This window comes from Streptomyces sp. NPDC057702 (genome assembly GCF_042799315.1).
GTDB lineage: Bacteria > Actinomycetota > Actinomycetes > Streptomycetales > Streptomycetaceae > Streptomyces.
The window spans coordinates 115,118-131,343 of sequence record NZ_JBHVJC010000021.1 but is presented as its reverse complement, the minus strand read 5'-3'; the positions used below and the strand labels follow the sequence as shown (position 1 = coordinate 131,343).

Annotated in this window: 12 protein-coding genes and 1 pseudogene; 8 read left to right on the top strand and 5 right to left on the bottom strand. The window is 74.6% G+C overall.

What is annotated here, in order from left to right:
- Positions 1-282: 282 nt before the first annotated feature.
- Entirely contained in the window at positions 283-1,167 is an 885-nt protein-coding gene (locus tag ACFVFR_RS18040) for a serine/threonine protein kinase (RefSeq protein ID WP_383702615.1), read from the bottom strand.
- A gap of 493 nt (positions 1,168-1,660) precedes the next feature.
- Here ACFVFR_RS18040 and ACFVFR_RS18035 point away from each other — a divergent pair, with 493 nt between their 5' ends.
- Both ACFVFR_RS18035 and ACFVFR_RS18030 read left to right on the top strand, forming a co-directional pair.
- On the top strand, positions 1,661-3,208 hold the full coding sequence (locus ACFVFR_RS18035; RefSeq protein ID WP_383702613.1) for a glycosyl hydrolase family 18 protein: 1,548 nt from the start codon (positions 1,661-1,663) through the stop codon (positions 3,206-3,208).
- A 474-nt stretch (positions 3,209-3,682) separates the two neighbouring features.
- Entirely contained in the window at positions 3,683-4,198 is a 516-nt protein-coding gene (locus ACFVFR_RS18030) for a lytic polysaccharide monooxygenase auxiliary activity family 9 protein (RefSeq protein ID WP_383702611.1), read from the top strand.
- A gap of 641 nt (positions 4,199-4,839) precedes the next feature.
- Here ACFVFR_RS18030 and ACFVFR_RS18025 read toward each other — a convergent pair.
- Together ACFVFR_RS18025 and ACFVFR_RS18020 are read right to left on the bottom strand one after the other, a co-directional pair.
- Positions 4,840-6,048 (bottom strand): lactonase family protein, encoded by a 1,209-nt coding sequence (locus tag ACFVFR_RS18025; RefSeq protein ID WP_383702609.1) that lies wholly within the window; start codon positions 6,046-6,048, stop codon positions 4,840-4,842.
- 763 nt (positions 6,049-6,811) lie between these two features.
- Positions 6,812-7,783: an NAD-dependent epimerase/dehydratase family protein gene (locus tag ACFVFR_RS18020; RefSeq protein WP_383702606.1), complete on the bottom strand. Its 972-nt coding sequence runs from the start codon at positions 7,781-7,783 to the stop codon at positions 6,812-6,814.
- Between the two features lie 266 nt (positions 7,784-8,049).
- Here ACFVFR_RS18020 and ACFVFR_RS18015 point away from each other — a divergent pair, with 266 nt between their 5' ends.
- Both ACFVFR_RS18015 and ACFVFR_RS18010 read left to right on the top strand, forming a co-directional pair.
- On the top strand, positions 8,050-9,321 hold the full coding sequence (locus ACFVFR_RS18015; RefSeq protein ID WP_383702604.1) for a trypsin-like serine peptidase: 1,272 nt from the start codon (positions 8,050-8,052) through the stop codon (positions 9,319-9,321).
- A gap of 179 nt (positions 9,322-9,500) precedes the next feature.
- Positions 9,501-9,848, top strand: a pseudogene (locus tag ACFVFR_RS18010) (DUF664 domain-containing protein); the annotation flags it as partial.
- Positions 9,849-10,026: 178 nt separating this feature from the next.
- Here the strand turns inward: ACFVFR_RS18010 and ACFVFR_RS18005 are convergent.
- Both ACFVFR_RS18005 and ACFVFR_RS18000 read right to left on the bottom strand, forming a co-directional pair.
- On the bottom strand, positions 10,027-10,839 hold the full coding sequence (locus tag ACFVFR_RS18005; protein WP_383702602.1) for an SAM-dependent methyltransferase: 813 nt from the start codon (positions 10,837-10,839) through the stop codon (positions 10,027-10,029).
- A 167-nt stretch (positions 10,840-11,006) separates the two neighbouring features.
- Entirely contained in the window at positions 11,007-11,636 is a 630-nt protein-coding gene (locus ACFVFR_RS18000) for a restriction endonuclease (protein WP_383702600.1), read from the bottom strand.
- Between the two features lie 860 nt (positions 11,637-12,496).
- On the opposite strand from ACFVFR_RS18000, the gene ACFVFR_RS17995 reads away from it, so the two are divergent.
- The 4 genes from ACFVFR_RS17995 to ACFVFR_RS17980 are packed head-to-tail and all read left to right on the top strand — an operon-like array spanning position 12,497 to position 16,213.
- Positions 12,497-13,222 (top strand): cupin domain-containing protein, encoded by a 726-nt coding sequence (locus ACFVFR_RS17995; RefSeq protein WP_383702598.1) that lies wholly within the window; start codon positions 12,497-12,499, stop codon positions 13,220-13,222.
- A complete protein-coding gene (locus ACFVFR_RS17990) occupies positions 13,219-14,238 on the top strand; it encodes a hypothetical protein (protein ID WP_383702596.1) in 1,020 nt (339 codons plus the stop codon). The genes ACFVFR_RS17995 and ACFVFR_RS17990 overlap by 4 nt, the downstream gene beginning before the upstream one ends.
- Complete coding sequence (locus ACFVFR_RS17985; RefSeq protein WP_383702594.1) at positions 14,235-15,323, top strand: hypothetical protein; 1,089 nt, start codon at positions 14,235-14,237, stop codon at positions 15,321-15,323. Before ACFVFR_RS17990 ends, ACFVFR_RS17985 begins: the two co-directional genes overlap by 4 nt.
- A complete protein-coding gene (locus ACFVFR_RS17980; protein ID WP_383702592.1) occupies positions 15,320-16,213 on the top strand; it encodes a hypothetical protein in 894 nt (297 codons plus the stop codon). The genes ACFVFR_RS17985 and ACFVFR_RS17980 overlap by 4 nt, the downstream gene beginning before the upstream one ends.
- The last annotated feature ends 13 nt before the right edge of the window (positions 16,214-16,226 follow it).

The following is a 16,226-nucleotide window of genomic DNA, read 5'->3' as shown; positions in this document are numbered from 1 at the left end:
TCGGTCGCCAGCCAGGGCCGGGGCGCGGTCGGGTCGGCGTCGTGGACGGCCGCGCCGTGGCGTCCTCCGATGACGCGCGCCACGTCCGTCTCCAGTCGGAAGCGGGTACGCGGCGCCGGTTGGGCGGCCAGCCGCTCGTGCAGCGTCTTCACGGCCACGACCCGCCCACCCGGGGTGCGGGCCAGGTAGACGGTGCCCATGCCACCGCCGCCGAGCCGGGCCAGCAGCCGGTAGGGACCGATGGTGTGCGGGTCATCGTGACGGAGCGCGGAGAGCATCGCTTCAGAGCACCTCGGTGGGGGACGTGGGCAGTTCCGCGGCCAGTACGCGTGCCGCCTGGTCGGACAGGGCCGCGACGACACGGCCCGGCAGGGACACCGGCTCGGTGGCGCCGGCCAGGGTTCCGTAACCGGCCCCGGGCGCCAACTCACGCAGCAGGTAAGCGGGTTCGGGGCGACTCCGCGGATCGCGCGAGAGGCAGGCAAGGACGAGCGCGCGCAGCCCGGCGGGGATCTCGTCACGCTCGGGCACGGCATGGCCGGTCACCGCGTACGCCAACACGGCGCCCAGGGCGTACACGTCGCCGCTGGCATCCAGCGGCCCGCCGGCCAGGTGCTCGGGAGCCAGGCACTCGGGGTCGACGCCGGGCAGGCCGGCGCGCGGTGTGCCGTCGGGCCCCGCGGCGCGCACCGCCCCGAAACAGCCCAGCAACGGGCCGTAGGCGGTGAGCAGTACGGCGGCGGGGCACACGCCGGCGTGGGTGAGACCAAGGACGTGTGCGGAGGCGAGGGTTTCGGCCAGCGTCGCGCCGATGGCGCGCACCGTGCTCTCGGGCAGGGGGCCACCGTGCGCGGCCAGGGCGGAGGTCAGTGGCAGGAGCGGCCGGTACGGGGAGGCGTGCCAGGGGAACGCGGCGGTCCCGCCGAGCCGGGCCACCGGCCAGAAGCCGGGTTGGTCCACCTGGCTCGCCCACCGCGCTTCGGCCGCCCAGCGGCCGGGGTCGGCGCCCGGTGCGGGCAGGCTGACCCACAGGGTGTGCGCTCCGTCTGGGCCGCGCGCCAGGTAGCGGCGCTCTGGCGGCGTGCGCGGCTGACTCGCCGGGTCCAGCCTGGCCAGTGCGGTGTACTCCCCTATGCGTGGCGGGTCCGCCGCCCGTAACCCTTCCATGGCCCCCTCGGTTCGCACTGGCACGCGAGCCTACCGGCGGCCCGGCACGGGCGCCCGGGGTGGGGTCGCGGTGATGCGCTCACGAGGGTGTCCCTGGGGTGTCTCGACGGTGTATCGGGGTGGGCGGGGGCGAGTTGAGGGGGTCTCATCGGGGCGCGGGTGGGGGGAAGATCGGCGCGGTGGTTCGTTCGGGAGGCAGGGTCGCGAGGCCATCCGGTGGACGTCGAGCGGGAGTTGGGGCGGGGGCCCGGTCGGCGGCGTGTGCCCTGATGTGCCGCTGGAATATGGCCCTGGCGGGCCGTGGCGTCGCGCGGAGGGCGGTGGCGCCGGGCGGACGGGGTGACTTCGACGGGTGTCACACCGGCGCGAATTGGTCTAGTCCTATCTTGGTTCAGACCATTGACATGCCCATAACGGCAGGGATATTCCATAACTCCCAACCGCTGCGCACCGGGAATCCCTGGCGGTCCCTTCTCACTCAGCTTGGACAAACATGCGACGTAAGCGCTCGCTTCGTACGGCTCTGGCCGCGACCGTCACCGCCGTGGTCGCGGCGGGACTGACCGTGGTCGGCGGCGGCGCCGCCCAGGCCACGGCCGGTGACTCGGCCGCCTCGGCGACTCCGCTGCCGGCCCGCGTCTTCGCCCCCTACTTCGAGGCCTGGACCGGCGAAAGCCCCGCCGAACTGGCCAAACAGGCCAACGTGAAGTACCTGACGATGGCCTTCATCCAGACCGAGGCCAAGGGCTCGTGCACGCCCTACTGGAACGGCAGCACGAGCACGCCGATCGCCCCGGCCACCTTCGGGGAGGACATCAAGACGCTCCAGGCCAGGGGCGGCGACGCCATCCCCTCCTTCGGCGGCTACACGGCCGGCACCACCGGTACCGAGATCGCCGAGAGCTGCACCGACGTGGACAAGATCGCCGCCGCGTACCAAAAGGTGATCACCACGTACGACATCTCGCGACTCGACATGGACATCGAGGTCAACGCGCTGGACAACACCGCCAGCGTGGACCGGCGCAACAAGGCGATCAAGAAGGTCCAGGACTGGGCCGCGCAGAACGGGCGCAAGCTGGAGATCTCCTACACCCTGCCGACCACCACGCGCGGACTGGCCGACAGCGGCCTGGCGCTGCTGCGCAACGCGGTGAGCAACGGCACGCGCGTGGACGTCGCGAACCTCATGACGTTCGACTACTACGACAACCAGCCCCACGACATGGCCAAGGACACCGAGACCGCGGCCCAGGGCCTGCACGACCAGCTCGCGCGGCTCTACCCCGACAAGTCGGACGCGCAGCTGTGGGGCATGGTCGGTGTCACCGAGATGCCCGGTGTCGACGACTTCGGCCCGGCCGAGACGTTCACGCTGGCCAACGCCACCCAGGTCTACAACTGGGCGGTCAAGAAGAACATCAACACCCTGTCGATGTGGGCGCTCCAGCGCGACAACGGTGGCTGCCCCGGCGGCGGCGCCCGTAACGACTGCTCGGGCATCGAGCAGAACACCTGGGACTTCAGCCGTATCTTCGCGCCGTTCACCAGCGGGTCCAAGCCGCCGACCAGCGACTTCTCGGTGACCACGACGCCCACCTCCGGCTCGGTCAAGGCTGGCGCCACGGCCACCGCGACGGTGTCGACCGCCGTGACGGCCGGCGACGCGCAGAAGATCGACCTCAGCGTCAGCGGCGCCCCCAAGGGCATCGCCACCTCGCTGAGCCCGCGCTCCGTGACGGCGGGCGGCACCTCCACGCTCACCTTCACCGCAGCACCCGAGGTCAAGTCGGGCACCTACACGATCAGCGTCACCGGTGCGGGCGCCGAGGTGAGCCACTCGGCCTCGTACACCCTGACCGTCGTCGGCGACAACGGCAGCGAGTGCTCGGCCAGCCCCTGGTCCGCCAGCACGGTCTACACCGGCGGCCAGCAGGTCTCGCACAAGGGCCACAACTGGAAGGCCAAGTGGTGGACGACGGGCGAGGAGCCCGGCTCCACCGGCGAGTGGGGCGTCTGGCAGGACCTCGGCGCCTGCTGATCCCCTCACCTAACGGCTGACGGGCCGGCGGGGCACCCACCTGCCGGCCCGTCACCCCCGGGCTGCCCGCCCCGTCGCGGGCAGCCCCTTCGGCATGCCCGCCCGCTGGGCGCGACGTCCGCGCGCGACGCCACGGCGCGGTGGCGGGGCGCCCCCGCGCGGGTCACTCCCGGCGGATCGCGCGACGGCGGGCCGGCACCCGCGCACGGCCGCACGTCCGTCACCGCACGGGCGGGGGCTCCGCCACCTCGCCACCTCGTCGCCGCCGTCGCGCCGACGGAAGTTCGCCGCGAACAACCCCTTGACCGTGTCCCGACAAGCAGTACGGTCTAGACCAAGTAGGAGACGCGGGCCGCCGCACGGCCGCCGACGCCTCATGCCCCCACACCCGGCTGTCACCCGACACTGCCGCGCGCCACGCCTCCCGCGACATCGCTCGCCGCCACAGGCGAGCCCCCCACCGAAGGAGCCGACATGCACGGTAAGAAGAAGTTGGCCATCACGCTCGGCGCGGCCATCGCGCCGATCCTGGCGGTCTGCCTGCCCTCGGGTTCGGCCAGCGCGCACGGCTACATCTCCTCGCCCCCCAGCCGGCAGGCGCAGTGCGCGGCCGGCACCGTCTCCTGCGGCGCCATCAAGTACGAGCCGCAGAGCGTGGAAGGCCCCAAGGGGCTGCGGAGCTGCAGCGGCGGCAACGGCCGCTTCGCGGAGCTGGACAACGACAGCAAGGGCTGGAAGGTCACCCCGGTCAGCCGTTCCACCAGCTTCAACTGGCGCCTGACCGCCCGCCACTCCACCAGCACCTGGCAGTACTTCGTGGGTGGCACCAAGGTCGCCGAGTTCAACGACCACGGGGCACAGCCTGGTTCGACCGTGACCCACCAGGTCAACTTCGGCAACATCTCCGGCAAGCAGAAGATGCTGGCGGTGTGGAACATCGCCGACACGTCCAACGCGTTCTACGCCTGCGTGGACCTGAACATCAGCTAGTCGGGGACCCATCCGGCGGGGCCACACGCTCCCGTCACCCACCACGTCGGGCCGGGCCGTCAGCGTCGCCGCCGCTGGCCGCCCGGCCCGCACAGCCGATCCGGTACGCCCCCTCGGCGGGCCGACAGCGTAGCGCTGAGCCCCTCGACGACGAGCGGCACCACCACAACGGGGGAACCACACCGCCCGCCCACCACCGTCGCCGTGCGACACGGCTGCACGGCTGCACGGCTGCACGGCTGCACGGCTGCACGGCTGCACGGCTGCACGGCTGCGAGAGCCTACGGTCGCGGGGCTGGGTGCCGTGCTCGCGCCGTGTGCGGGGCCCGTCCGGCGCGGGTTGCTCGCCACGGGCCCGGCGCGGGTCGGGTGGCTCCGGTGGTCTGGTCGCGAGCGGGGTTGGTCGGGGCGACCCAGGCAGCCCCTCACGACGTGGGGTGCTCACCCGGCCGGCTGTTCGGGCACGAGAAGGGCGCGGGTTGTCCGATCGGCTCACCCACCGGCCCGCGCCCGTCCTCCAGCCTGGCTCACCCCGGACGCACGGTCCGAAGCTCGGCGCCGCCGCGCCCGGGGAGCCGTGGTGGGGACACGGCACGCGGACGGCCCGACCCGAAGCCGTCCGCGCGCTGTCGCATCCCGCGTCAGACAGGCAGGACACACCCCAGGGAGACGGTGGAGAAGGGGTTCCCGGAGCGGGTCAGGGCGCCGGTCTCCTTGTTGACGGTCAGGGTGCCGACCGTCTTGCCGTACTGGTTCCCCGAGAACAGCACGTCGCCTGTCGGGGAGAGGCTGATGTGCCGGGGCCAGGAGCCCCCGCACGGCACGGTGTCCAACAGGCGCAGGGTGGCGCCGCCAGCGGAGACGGCGAACCGGGCGATGCTCTCGTGACCGCGGTTGGACAGGTAGACGAAACGCCCGTCGGCCGAGATCACCACCTCGGAGGGGTAGTTGCGGGTGCCCGGGTCCGTCCCGCCCGGCAGGGTGGGCTGGCTCTCGCCACGGGTGAGGACACCGGTGGCCGGGTTGTACGAGCAGACGGTGATGGTGCTGTTCAGCTCGTTGGCGACGTAGGCGTACGGGGCCGTGGGGTGGAAGACCATGTGGCGCGGGCCGGCGCCCGGCACGGACTTCAGCTCGGACACCGACCGCAGCACGCCGCTGCCGGGCTGGAGCGCGTAGGTGTAGACCTTGTCCGTGCCGAGGTCCACGGCGAAGACGTAGGCACCCTTGGGGTCGGTGAGGATCTGGTGTGCGTGCGGCCCTTCCTGGCGGGAGGGGTCGGGCCCGGAGCCGACGTGCTGGACGAGCGAGGTACGCGCGCCCACGCTGCCGTCGCTGTTGAGGGTGTGGGCGGCCACGCTGCCGGCACCGTAGTTGGCGCTGAGCAGGTAGCGCCCGCCGGGGTGGACCGACAGATGGGTGACGTTGGCCCCGCCGGTGGACTGCGCGCGCCCCAGCGCGGTCAGCCTGCCGTCCGCGCCGATGGTGAAGGCCCGGACGGCGCCCTGCCGCCCGCCGTTGTCCAGCGAGTACAGGACCTTGCCCGAGGGTGCCAGCGCCAGGAAGGAGGGATCGGTGACCCCGGCGAACGCGCTCGTCCTGGTCAGCGCGCCGGTCGCGGTGTCGTAGGTGCAGGTGATGATGCCGCTGCCGTACGTGCCGAGGAAGGCGTGCCGCACTTCGGCCGCGCCCTCCCCGTCGATGGCGGACGCCGGGTGGGCCTGCGCGGCGGACGCCCCGCCGCCGAGCACGGTGGCGCCCAACACGCCGGCGCCGAGCGACCCGACGAACGAACGGCGTCCGAGGCCGGAACCGGTGGACGGAGGTTGCTCCGAGCGGTGTGGGGACATGGTGGGCACCTTCCGATACCTGGGACGACGAAACTGCATGACATGTCTTGGTCAAGAAGCGTGCTGCCTCCCCCCGCTTAGGTACAGACCAATTAACGCCAAGGGGTTCGCCCGCACGGCCTGTTCTGACGGAGCGTCACACGGACGCCCCCTCGCGCACCAGCGGGACACACCCGACCGCCGCGTACGACGGACCGGCGTGCGAGCGCGCCGGGCGTGTGCGTACGGGTCACGCTTCGCGCGCGGCGGGCGAGTGCCGGTCCGTCCCGCGCCGGGGCGCGGGCCGACGGGCCCGACGAGCGGCGCGGCCCGGCGGGCGGCGCGTCCCGGCGGGCGGCGCGTCCCGGCGGGCCGGGGCTCGCGTCACGGTCCGCCACCCGGCCGGCGCGGAGTGCGTCGCAAGGGAGTGTGCCGGGGTGGGCTGTGTCGGGTGGGTGCCCCGGGGTGCGCCCGGTGACCGCCTCCACCCCGGCGGCCATGACCGGGAGGACGGAAGGGGAGGCCGAAAATCGCCGCTGCGGGGGCGGGGGCCGCGCGCGAGTATCGGCTGGGGCGTCCTGACCCACCCTCATCGAGCGCCGTGACCGCGACAGGGCCACCCGACCGCCACCTGCCGCGCCGGTGGATGCGCGGCGCACGGGCACCGGCTGTGTCGCGCGGACTCGGGCCGCAGCGCGAGGCACAGGGCGCGCCGGCCGCGACGACCAGGAACGGGCTCGGCGGTGCCGGGTGGGTCAGCCTGTCGGGGTGGCGACCGGGAGGGCTACGCGTCGGGGGTGTGGCCAGCGTGGCGTGCGAGCACGGCGGCCTCCTCGTGTGGCGAGAAGCCGCGGGTCATCGGCGGCATGCCACGCGCTCGGTCCCAGGCCAGCACGTCCGCCACCGTCACCGCGAGCGGTGTGGCCGTCAGCCCCGCCGCCCGGGCCCGCGCGGCGCTGCGTTGCTGGGTCGACCACACCGCGCGCACCAGCGGGAACATGGGCGGGCCGGCCTCCGGTGGCACGCGTACGACCTCCGGATCACTTCCCGCCACCTGCCCGCAGACGGCGATCAGGCCGCCGAGCGTGACCGGTTCGGCCGGGCCCACGGCGTGGAAGGCCCCCGACCGGTCGTCCAGGAGCAGCCGCAGCACCAGGCGCGCCAGGTCCCGGGCGTCGACCACCTGGACCGGCTGCTCGGGGTCGGCCGGCAGCGCGAGGCGCCCGCCGCGCGCGGCTCGGCGCACCCAGTAGGTGAAGGTGTCCGACGGGTCGTGGGGGCCTGCCACCCTGCCCGGCCGCACGAGGGTCGCGCGGTCACCGTAGCGGGCCAGTACGTCGTCCTCGCAGGCCACCTTGAGTCGACCGTAGGTCTCGCCGTCGATCTCCTCGGTGTCGCGGACCGGCGCGCGGCGGGGTGTGTCCTCGTCCGAGCCCGGGCCGATGCCGGCCTGCTGGTAGACGGCGTGGCTGGAGATGAACACGTACCGCCCGACCCGCTCCCCCAGCGCGTCCATCGCCTGCCCCACGTGGCGGGGCAGGTAGCCACTGACGTCGACGACGGCCTCCCAACGGCCCCGGCCCAGCGCGCGGTAGTCGCCGCTGTCCCGGTCGCCGATGAGCCGTATCTGGTCGGGAAAGAGGTCGACACCGGTCCTGCCCCGGCCGAAGAGCGTCACCTCCACGCCGTGTCGCAGGGCCTCGTCGACCACCGCACGGCCCACGAACGACGTGCCACCCAGAACGAGAACGCGCATGACGGCCGACCCTAGCGCGTCCCCCCGCCCGCCCGGTGGGTGAACGCCCGCATCCGACCGGCGCGGCCCGGCACGGGGCGATCCGCGCCGGGCACCCGTGACCGCTGACCGCGATCCGGCCTGGTCGAACTGACGCGATGTTATGGCCAGTTGGGAGTTCTCCGCGTCGACCGCGTGTGCCAGGCTCCGCATCGGCGGCGCGCGGGCACCCGGGGACCATCGGCGCGCGCCGGACACCCGTTTCCTTCCCCACAAAGGAGTGTGTGATGGATTCCACCAGACGTTGGGGCCGCCTCGCCGGCCTCGCGGTCGCGGTGACCGGTCTCGTGGCCGTCAGCCTCGGGCCCGCCTCACCCCAGGCGTCCGCCGCCCGACCGGACACCGCGCCCACGGCGGCCCCCGCCGCTCGGCCGGCCGCCGCCACCCCGTCGCCCGCGCCGGCCGCCGCCGGCAGCGAGCGGACCAGCGAGCGGAGGTTGCGCTACGGGGCCGACGGCCGGTCCTGGCGTACGGAGATACGCTCGCCCGGCGCGTCCTACGTCAAGGTGCACTTCGCCTCGCTCAGGCTGGCCGACGGCGACCGGGTCACCGTCGCCTCCCCCGACCGACGCGAGGTCCACACCTACTACGCCGACCTCGGTCGGGGTTCGGACTACACCGAGCACGGCGGCCCCGGGTTCGCGGCGCTCTCGATCGACGGCGACACCGCGGTGGTGACCCTGCACGCGGCCGGGCCGCGTGACGCCGGGCGGCTGGCCCGTGCCGGCTACGGCGTGGAGATCGACCGGTACTTCCGTGGCTTCGACGCCGCCGAGCGGGCCGCACGCGCCCCGTCCACGCGCAGCGTGTGCGGCACCGACGCGCGACGGGACATCGCCTGCTACCAGACCAGCCACCCCGTCGAGTACGCGCGTGGCAACGCTGTCGCGCGCCAGTTGCTCAGGGGGACGGGCCACTGCACCGCGTGGCGCGTGGGCAACACCAATCGGATGCTCACCAACCAGCACTGCATGGAGAGCGCGGCCGACCTGCGGGCCAGCGAGTTCCAGTTCGACTACCAGTGCGCGACGTGCGGCGGCAACAACCCCGGTCCCGGAACGAAGGTGAGCGGTCAGCAGCTGATCAGGCTCAGCGCGCTGGCCGACCTGGACTACGCGCTGTTCAGCGTCAACAGCTTCGAGAGCGTCCAGCGGTACGGCACGCTCTACCTCGACCCGCGCCCGCCCAAGGCCGGCGAGCGCATCTACATCCCGGGCCACGGTGACACCACGCCCAAGCGGCTGTCCCTGTACGAGGAGTCGCAGGGCGGCGCCACCTGCAAGATCGACGTCGTGTCCTCCGGAGTCAACACCGGTTACCGGTGCGACACCTCCGGCGGCAACTCGGGCTCACCCGTGCTGGCCGCCTCCTCCCACAAGGTCATCGCCCTCCACCACCTCGGCGGCTGCCCGAACTGGGGGACCCGGATCTCCCTGGTCCACGACCAGATCAAGGGCGACATCGACAACACCCAGCCCGCGCCCGCCACGGTCGCCTAAGCGGCTCCCGCGCCGCCACCCTCCGGTGCGGCGCCACCCCGCGCCGGGTCCCGTGGAGCGGGCGCGACCCGTGCCCCCGTCACCGGCGCGTCAGTTCGCCTCACGGTCGTGGGTCAGGGCACTTCCGTGCCGGGCCCACGGCCTCGCGCGCCCCCGACGGCCGCCCCGGGCCCGGCCGGGTGCCGCCCCGCCCGGCGCCCGTGGCGTCCCGGGCCCGGCCCGGACCCGGTCGGCACGCGGCCGAGGTGGAGCGCGGTTGGTTCCGCATGGTGGCCCAGGGAAGGTCGGGCAGCGGCCGGTGGACGGCGGTGGACGGCGTCTTCGGTGAGTTCCCCGTGGCCGGCGCCGACGTGGACGAGGCGTTCGCGTGGTGGCACGAGGCGGACTCCCGCGCCGTCACCGACTCCTTCGCGTCGATCGACACGGCGGTGGTCTTCCGTGGGGAGACCAGCTCGCTGCGCTCCGTCCTGACGCACATGATCGAGGGGCGGGCGCGGCACGACGGGCACGCCGACCTGCTGCGCGAGGGCATCGACGGCGCGGTCGGCGAGCAGGTCACCCCGGGGCGACGGAGGTCGGGGGCGGGCCGTCGGACGCGGGCCCTGTCGCCGGGGCCGTCACGCCGGCGCCTCGCCCCCACGACCTGGCACGCCGCCCGTCCGCACGCTCTCGGCCCCTGGCCTGGTGGGCCGGGGGCCGGCCCGCTCATGGCTTGCGCGCCACGCCGCCGTACATGGCGACGTGGCGGTCCGGGACGTTGGCCTGCGCGCTGCCGGGGCGCCAGTGGTGCACCAGCACCACGCCGGGGTCGACCAGGTCGAGGCCGGCGAAGAACGCCCGGGAGCGTGCGTACGAGCGCAGCCGCATGGTCATGCCCCGCCGTGCGTACTCCCGTGCCACGCCGGTCATCTGTCGTGGCGCGGAGTCCGCGGTGGCGGTGGTCAGGGCGAGGAAACTGCCGCTGGGCAGGGGGTCCAGCAGTCGGCGCACGACACCGTACGGGTCGTCGGTGTCTTCGAGGAAGTGGACGACCGCGATGGCGCTGAGGACCGTCGGCCGTGACGGGTCGAGGGTGTCGCGCACCTCCGGCGAGGTCATGATGGCCTCCGGGTCGCGCAGATCGGCCCGCAGGAAGCTGGTGCGCCCGCGCGGGGTGCTGTCCAACAGGGCCTGGGCGTGGGCCAGCACGATCGGGTCGTTGTCCACGTAGACGATCCGGCTCTCCGGGGCGATGCCCTGGGCCACCTCGTGCAGGTTGGGGTGGGTGGGGATGCCGGTGCCGATGTCGAGGAACTGACGGATGCCGTGCTCGCGGGCCAGGTAGGCGACGGCACGGCTCATGAAGTCCCGGTTCTGCCACATCGAGACCGACAGCGACGGCCAGACGCGACGCATCGCCCGCCCGGCGTCCTGATCCGCCGGGTAGTTGGTCTTGCCACCCAGCATGTAGTCGTAGACCCGCGCCGGGTGGGCCGTGGAGGTGTCCAGCGGGAGTGGGGTGCGGTGGTTCCGCGTCATGTCCTGCCTTCCCTGGCCCGAAGGTCCGGTGTGATCCCGGCGTGTGTGCTGACGACAGTGACCACGCGGCTGGCGACGTACGTCACCGTGACGCCTTCACGGGCGAGCGCGCGGGCCGGGTGAGCCGCCCGCGTCCCGAGGGGTCCCGCCCGCGCGGTGGGGCCCGCTCACGGCGGGGGCGCGGGGCGGCGCGGTGGTGGGACGGGGGCCACCAGCTCCCACAGGGGGCGGGAGCCGGCCGCCCAGTCACCCAGGCGCCGCCGGTCGACGAGGTGGATGTGATGGGTCCGGCCCCAGGGTATGGCCGGCGCGGAGAAGCGCCCGTTGGTCAACACGACCGCGACGTCGGCTCCGTGGACCTGCCGGGCCGTCCCGTTGACCTGCTGGAGTACGCCGACACCCACCGCCGCGCCGCGCTCGCCGTCTCTGCGGTGCTTGCACTGGATCGCCCAGACCCGGCCGGCCGGGTCGACGGCCTTCACGTCGCAGGCGTCGTCGCCCCGGCCCCCGACGCGCTCCGCGCGACAGCCGTCCCGGCGCATCAGGTCCCGCACGACCGTCTCGAACTCGCTGTGGTGCAGGGCGTCGAGCTCCGCCAGGCTGAGCCGCAGCCCACCGGCCCGGGCCCGGGCCCAGGCCGCGCGCTCGCGGACGCGCCACAGCACGACCCCGCCCGCTCCCGCCGCCACCACGGCCAGCACGACCGCGACCCACCAGTGCGCGACGAGCCACCGGACGAGCACGACCACCACCACGGCCGCCGCCACACCCACCAGGAGCCGCTGGCGCGCCCGCACCGCCGCCGTCGTACGCCGTCGACGGGGCCCGCCACGCCTACGGGCCGGCGGTCGGCCGCCACGGCGTGGTGACCGGGGCGCCGGACGTCGGCTCATCGCCCGCCTCCCCGCCGGTGCGTGGTCATGGCACCGGCCCACGAAAGGCCGCGCGCAGCACCCAGCCACCTGGACCCGCTGCGGGCCGACCGCGTGGCAGCGCGTCCCCCGCCGACCACCGTCACCCACGTCCACCCACACGCGCCGGTCCCCGACCCGCACGACTCCGTCCGCCCCCACCCACTGCGGGTGCGCCACACCCCACGAGCCCACATCGTGTCTCCCCCGCCGTCCTCGCCGCCTCTACCGGCACGACGGGGGCGGCGCCGCCCGGGACGCCTCCTCGTCGTGCCCGACCATCAGACCACGGACCACTGACAGTGAGCAGCCGAACGGTGACGATGCGCGATCGCTGGCGCGGGAACCGGCCACCTCGACGGCCTCCGCACCCGGGGTCGCCCCGAGCGGCCACGGCGTACCACCCGGCGCACGCCCTGCGGCGGACGGCCCCGCCACCCAGCGGCCGACCCACCCGGCGGCGCACGCGCACAACCAGCCAGCCAACCAGCCGAGCAACGTGCCGGGATGGGGTGGTGAGGGGGCGGCCCGGGGTGGCCCTCCTCGCGGAGCTTGCTGTTCCGGATGTCCGGGGTGGGTGGTTCGGCGCACGACCGGGCCGGGTCGGGAACGGCGGGTTCGGGAGGGTCCGTTGGTCACGAATCGATCCGCACGCTCCCGAATACGCCGATCAGCGCCTTACGATGCGCATGCGCGTACACGGGACCACGGGGGGCTTGATGTCCGGCATGCCACACGCTGACGGCTTGTCAGGGTTGCTCGACGGCGGGGGACCGCGGCGTATCCGGCGACTCGCCGGCACGCTGCCCAGCGGGGTGGAGCTGTACGGGTTGTTGCCCGGCGGGGGCATCGTCCTCGCCGACCGGGACGGGGCGAGGGAGCTGGGGCCGGAGCGGGACTTCCTGCGCTTCATCGACGACGGCCAGTTCGCCCACTACCTGGTCGGCGACGCCGCCACCTCGCCCGAGCGGCCGTCGAACGCGACCGTCAAGCTGGGGGTCGTCGGCCCGCGCAGCGCCTTCACCCCGCACGCGCACGGTGGCGAGCACTTCGTCCTGAGCCTTGGGCACGCCGCCTGCGGCCTCTACGACGCGGACCGCGGCGAGGTCACCGAGGTGCCGTTGGTGCCGGGCGTGATGATTCGTATCCCTGAGATGATGCCGCACTCGTTCGCCAACCGGGGCACCGCGCCCCTGACCATCCTGGCCGCCAACACCGGCTACGGCATCGACCACGAGGACTACGCGATCACCGCCAGCGAGGCGGAGCGGCGCTCGGCCGCCACGCCCGCCGAGGGCGGTGGGCCGCTGGGCACCCTCTCCCGCTCCGGCACCGACTTCGCCGCCCTGGCCACGGCGCTGCGCGACATCGAGGGCGCGCAGCGGCTGCGGGGCCCGGGGACGACCACCGTGCGGGAGCGGCTGGCCACCCGGATGCGTCGCCTTGCCAGCGCGCTGGAGGCCCCTCGGTGATCTGTCCGCACTGCGAGAAGTCGCTGCTGCGCAAGGAGCGCCCCGGCAACGTCTGCGGCGGCTGTCGGCGACGTTACGCGCTGGACCCCAAGACCAGCCCGTTGGAGCTCAGCGACCTGCGGGTGCGCCGGGTGCTGGCCAAGCTGACCGAGGAGGGCCGGCTGCCGTGCACGCCGGGGCACCTGTGGTACGCCCTGTCGCGCAGGTCGTTGCGCTCCGCGCGGGGCGACGGTGGGTGTGTCGCCGCCTCGCTGCTCTTCGGGGGCGTGCTGACCGCCAGTGCGATGGTCGGCGGGCCCGCGTTCCTCGTGGTCGTCGGCGTCCTTCTGCTGCTGCTCGGCGTCGTGCTGCTCGTCTCGAAGGCGCTCGGCGTGGGACGGGGCCGACCGCGCCTGCCGCGCGAGAGGTTCCACTCGGACGTGCTCGGCCCGTGGGCACGGGTGTACGGCGGGCTGCCGCCCGGTGTGGTGGACGACCGGAAGTACCCCCGGCCCGGGCCGGAGCCCGCCGGCGGGTACCACGCCACCCTGCTGTGCCCCGACCTGTCCGTCGCCGCCTTCCTCGCCGCGGAAGGGCTGCCCGCGCGCTTCGGTCTGCTGTTGGCGCGCGAGGTGTCCGGGGTGCTGGCGCACGGGCCCGTCCTCGTGTTGCACGACGCCGGCGCGCGGGGCCTGTTGCTGCCCGGGCAGGTCCGCGCGGCGCTGCCGGGGCGGCGGGTGGTCGGCGCCGGGCCGCCGCTGCGCGTCGTGCGGGCCCTGCCGAACGCGGTGCCCTACCGGGAGCGCCGGCCCGGTAAGGACGTGCTGGTCGCGCTCACCGCGACGGGGGACCACACCGAGGACGAGCTCGCCTGGTTGCGTCGGGGATGGTCGTTTCCGCTGGTCGCCATCCCACCCGTGCGACTTCTCGCGGTGGTGGGCCGCGATGCCGAGCGGATGACTCGCGGGGTCGATCCCGAGTGGCGGCGCGCCGCCGGCGTCGGCTTCCTCACCTGGCCCTCCGGGGAGGCGCGATGACGTGCCCACACTGTCAGGCGCGGCTGTTGGGCAAGGAGCGGGTGGGCGGTACGTGTGCGCGCTGTGGGCGCGCGTTCGCCCTGGACCCGAAGGCGGACGGCCGGGGCATGAACGACCTGCGCATCCAGCGCCGGGCCCGGCAGCTCACCCAGGACGGCCGGCTTCAGGTGACGCTCACCCAGTTCTGGTACCTGAGCCGGACGGGTAACCCGTACCTGGCGGCGACGGCCCCGCGCGGCAAGCGTCACCGGAGCGCCTGGCCGTGCGCGCTGCTGCTGTCCGCCGCGCTCGTGGTGACCGCCAGCCTGCTTCCCGCGCCCCGGGGCGCCAAGTGGTGGGTCACCGCGATGCTGTGCCTGTTCCTGTGTGGCTGGGCGTCCGAGCGGCAGAGCTCGTACCTGCCGGCGCGGCCCGCCTGGGCACGCGTCGAGCCCTCGTACGCCGCGTTCCGCGCGATGATGTGTGACCGCTGGACGCGGGTGTACGGCGCGCTGCCGCCGGGGATCGTGGACGACCAGACGTACGTCGACCAGGCCGCGCCGCCGGAGCGGCCCCGGGCCGCGCTGCTGTGCTCCGATCGGGCGGTGGTCGTCTTCCTCGCGGTCAACGGCCTGCTGCGGGAGTGGGGGCTGGTGGTGGCCGGGACCGTCGATGACCTGCCCGCCGGGGTTCCGGTGGTGGTCCTGCACGACGCGAGCGCGCGGGGCACCGTGCTGGCGCTGGAGACGCGTGCCGCGCTGCCCGGCCGGGTGGTCGTCGACGCCGGGCTCTCGGCGGACACCGCGCGCGCCCGACAGCTGGTGCGGCTGGTGGACGGGCCCTCGACGATCGACGCGGAGCGGCTGCGCACGGCGGCCGGACTGCCGCTGACGATCGCCGACTGGCTCGCCGAGGGCTGGTGGTGCCCCCTCGCGTCGGTGCCCCCAGCGCGGCTGGAGACCGTCGTCGGGCACGCGGTGCGGCAGGCGGTGGAGCGGGACCGGTTGGCGGGCGACCCACGACACCGGCGTCTGTCCCAGGCCGGCTTCCTCACCTGGCCCACCCCGCCCGAGACCACACCGACCGAAGGCGGGGCCCCGCGATGACCGAGCTCGACCAGTCGGCCCACGACGCGTGGTGGCGGCAGCGCGCGGGGCGCGCGCTGCCGCACCGGCTCCTGGACCGGGCGATCACCGTGGCCGCCGCGCGCGCCTCGGCGCCCGGCGGCATCCGCTTCACCGAACGCCAGCTCTACTACGCGACGTGCCGCGTCCTGTGGCCCCTGCCCGCCGCACCGCGCCGCCTCCCGCACTCCCCCGCCCCCTCCCTGCGGCTGACGCACTTCACCCGGGCGTTGCGGGACCGTACGGCAGCGGTGCCGGGGCTGCTGAGCGAGGCCGGGGCCAGGGCGACCGGTCCCGCGAGGGGCCCGGCGCGGGAGCCCGACGTGTACGCCTACGGGCTGCCGCGACTGCTGGTCTGCCAGGACGCCTCCCTGGCCAGGATGTTGGTGGCCAACCACGTGCACCTGGAGGCCGGCTGTCCGATCCTGGCCGCCGGGGAGAGTCGGCCGCTGGACGCGCGGCTGGTGGCGGCGCTGGGGCGGGCGGAGGGGGCCACCGTGCACGTGCTGCACGACGCGAGTCCGGCCGGCCTGGCCCTGCCGGGGCTGGTACGGGCCGGGTTGGGCCCGGTGCCCGGGGTGCGGGTGTCGTCGCTGGGGCTGGCGCCCCGGCACGCGGGGGCGCTGCGTCTGCCGTCCGGGCGGGCCCGGGGCCCGGTGACGCTGCCCGATCCGCTGCCCGGGGGGCTGCGCCCGCACGAGGTGGCGTGGCTGGCGCGGGGGCGGTTCGCGCAGATGGCCGCCGTTCCGCCGGCTCGGCTGCTGCGCGCCGTGCTGCGGCTCACGCGCGGGTCGCGCCCGCCGCGCCTCTCGATGTGGGGCGAGCTGCGGGGCGCGCGGGCCGCCGGCTTCCTGACCTGGCCCATGCCGTGACGGGGCGCCGCGC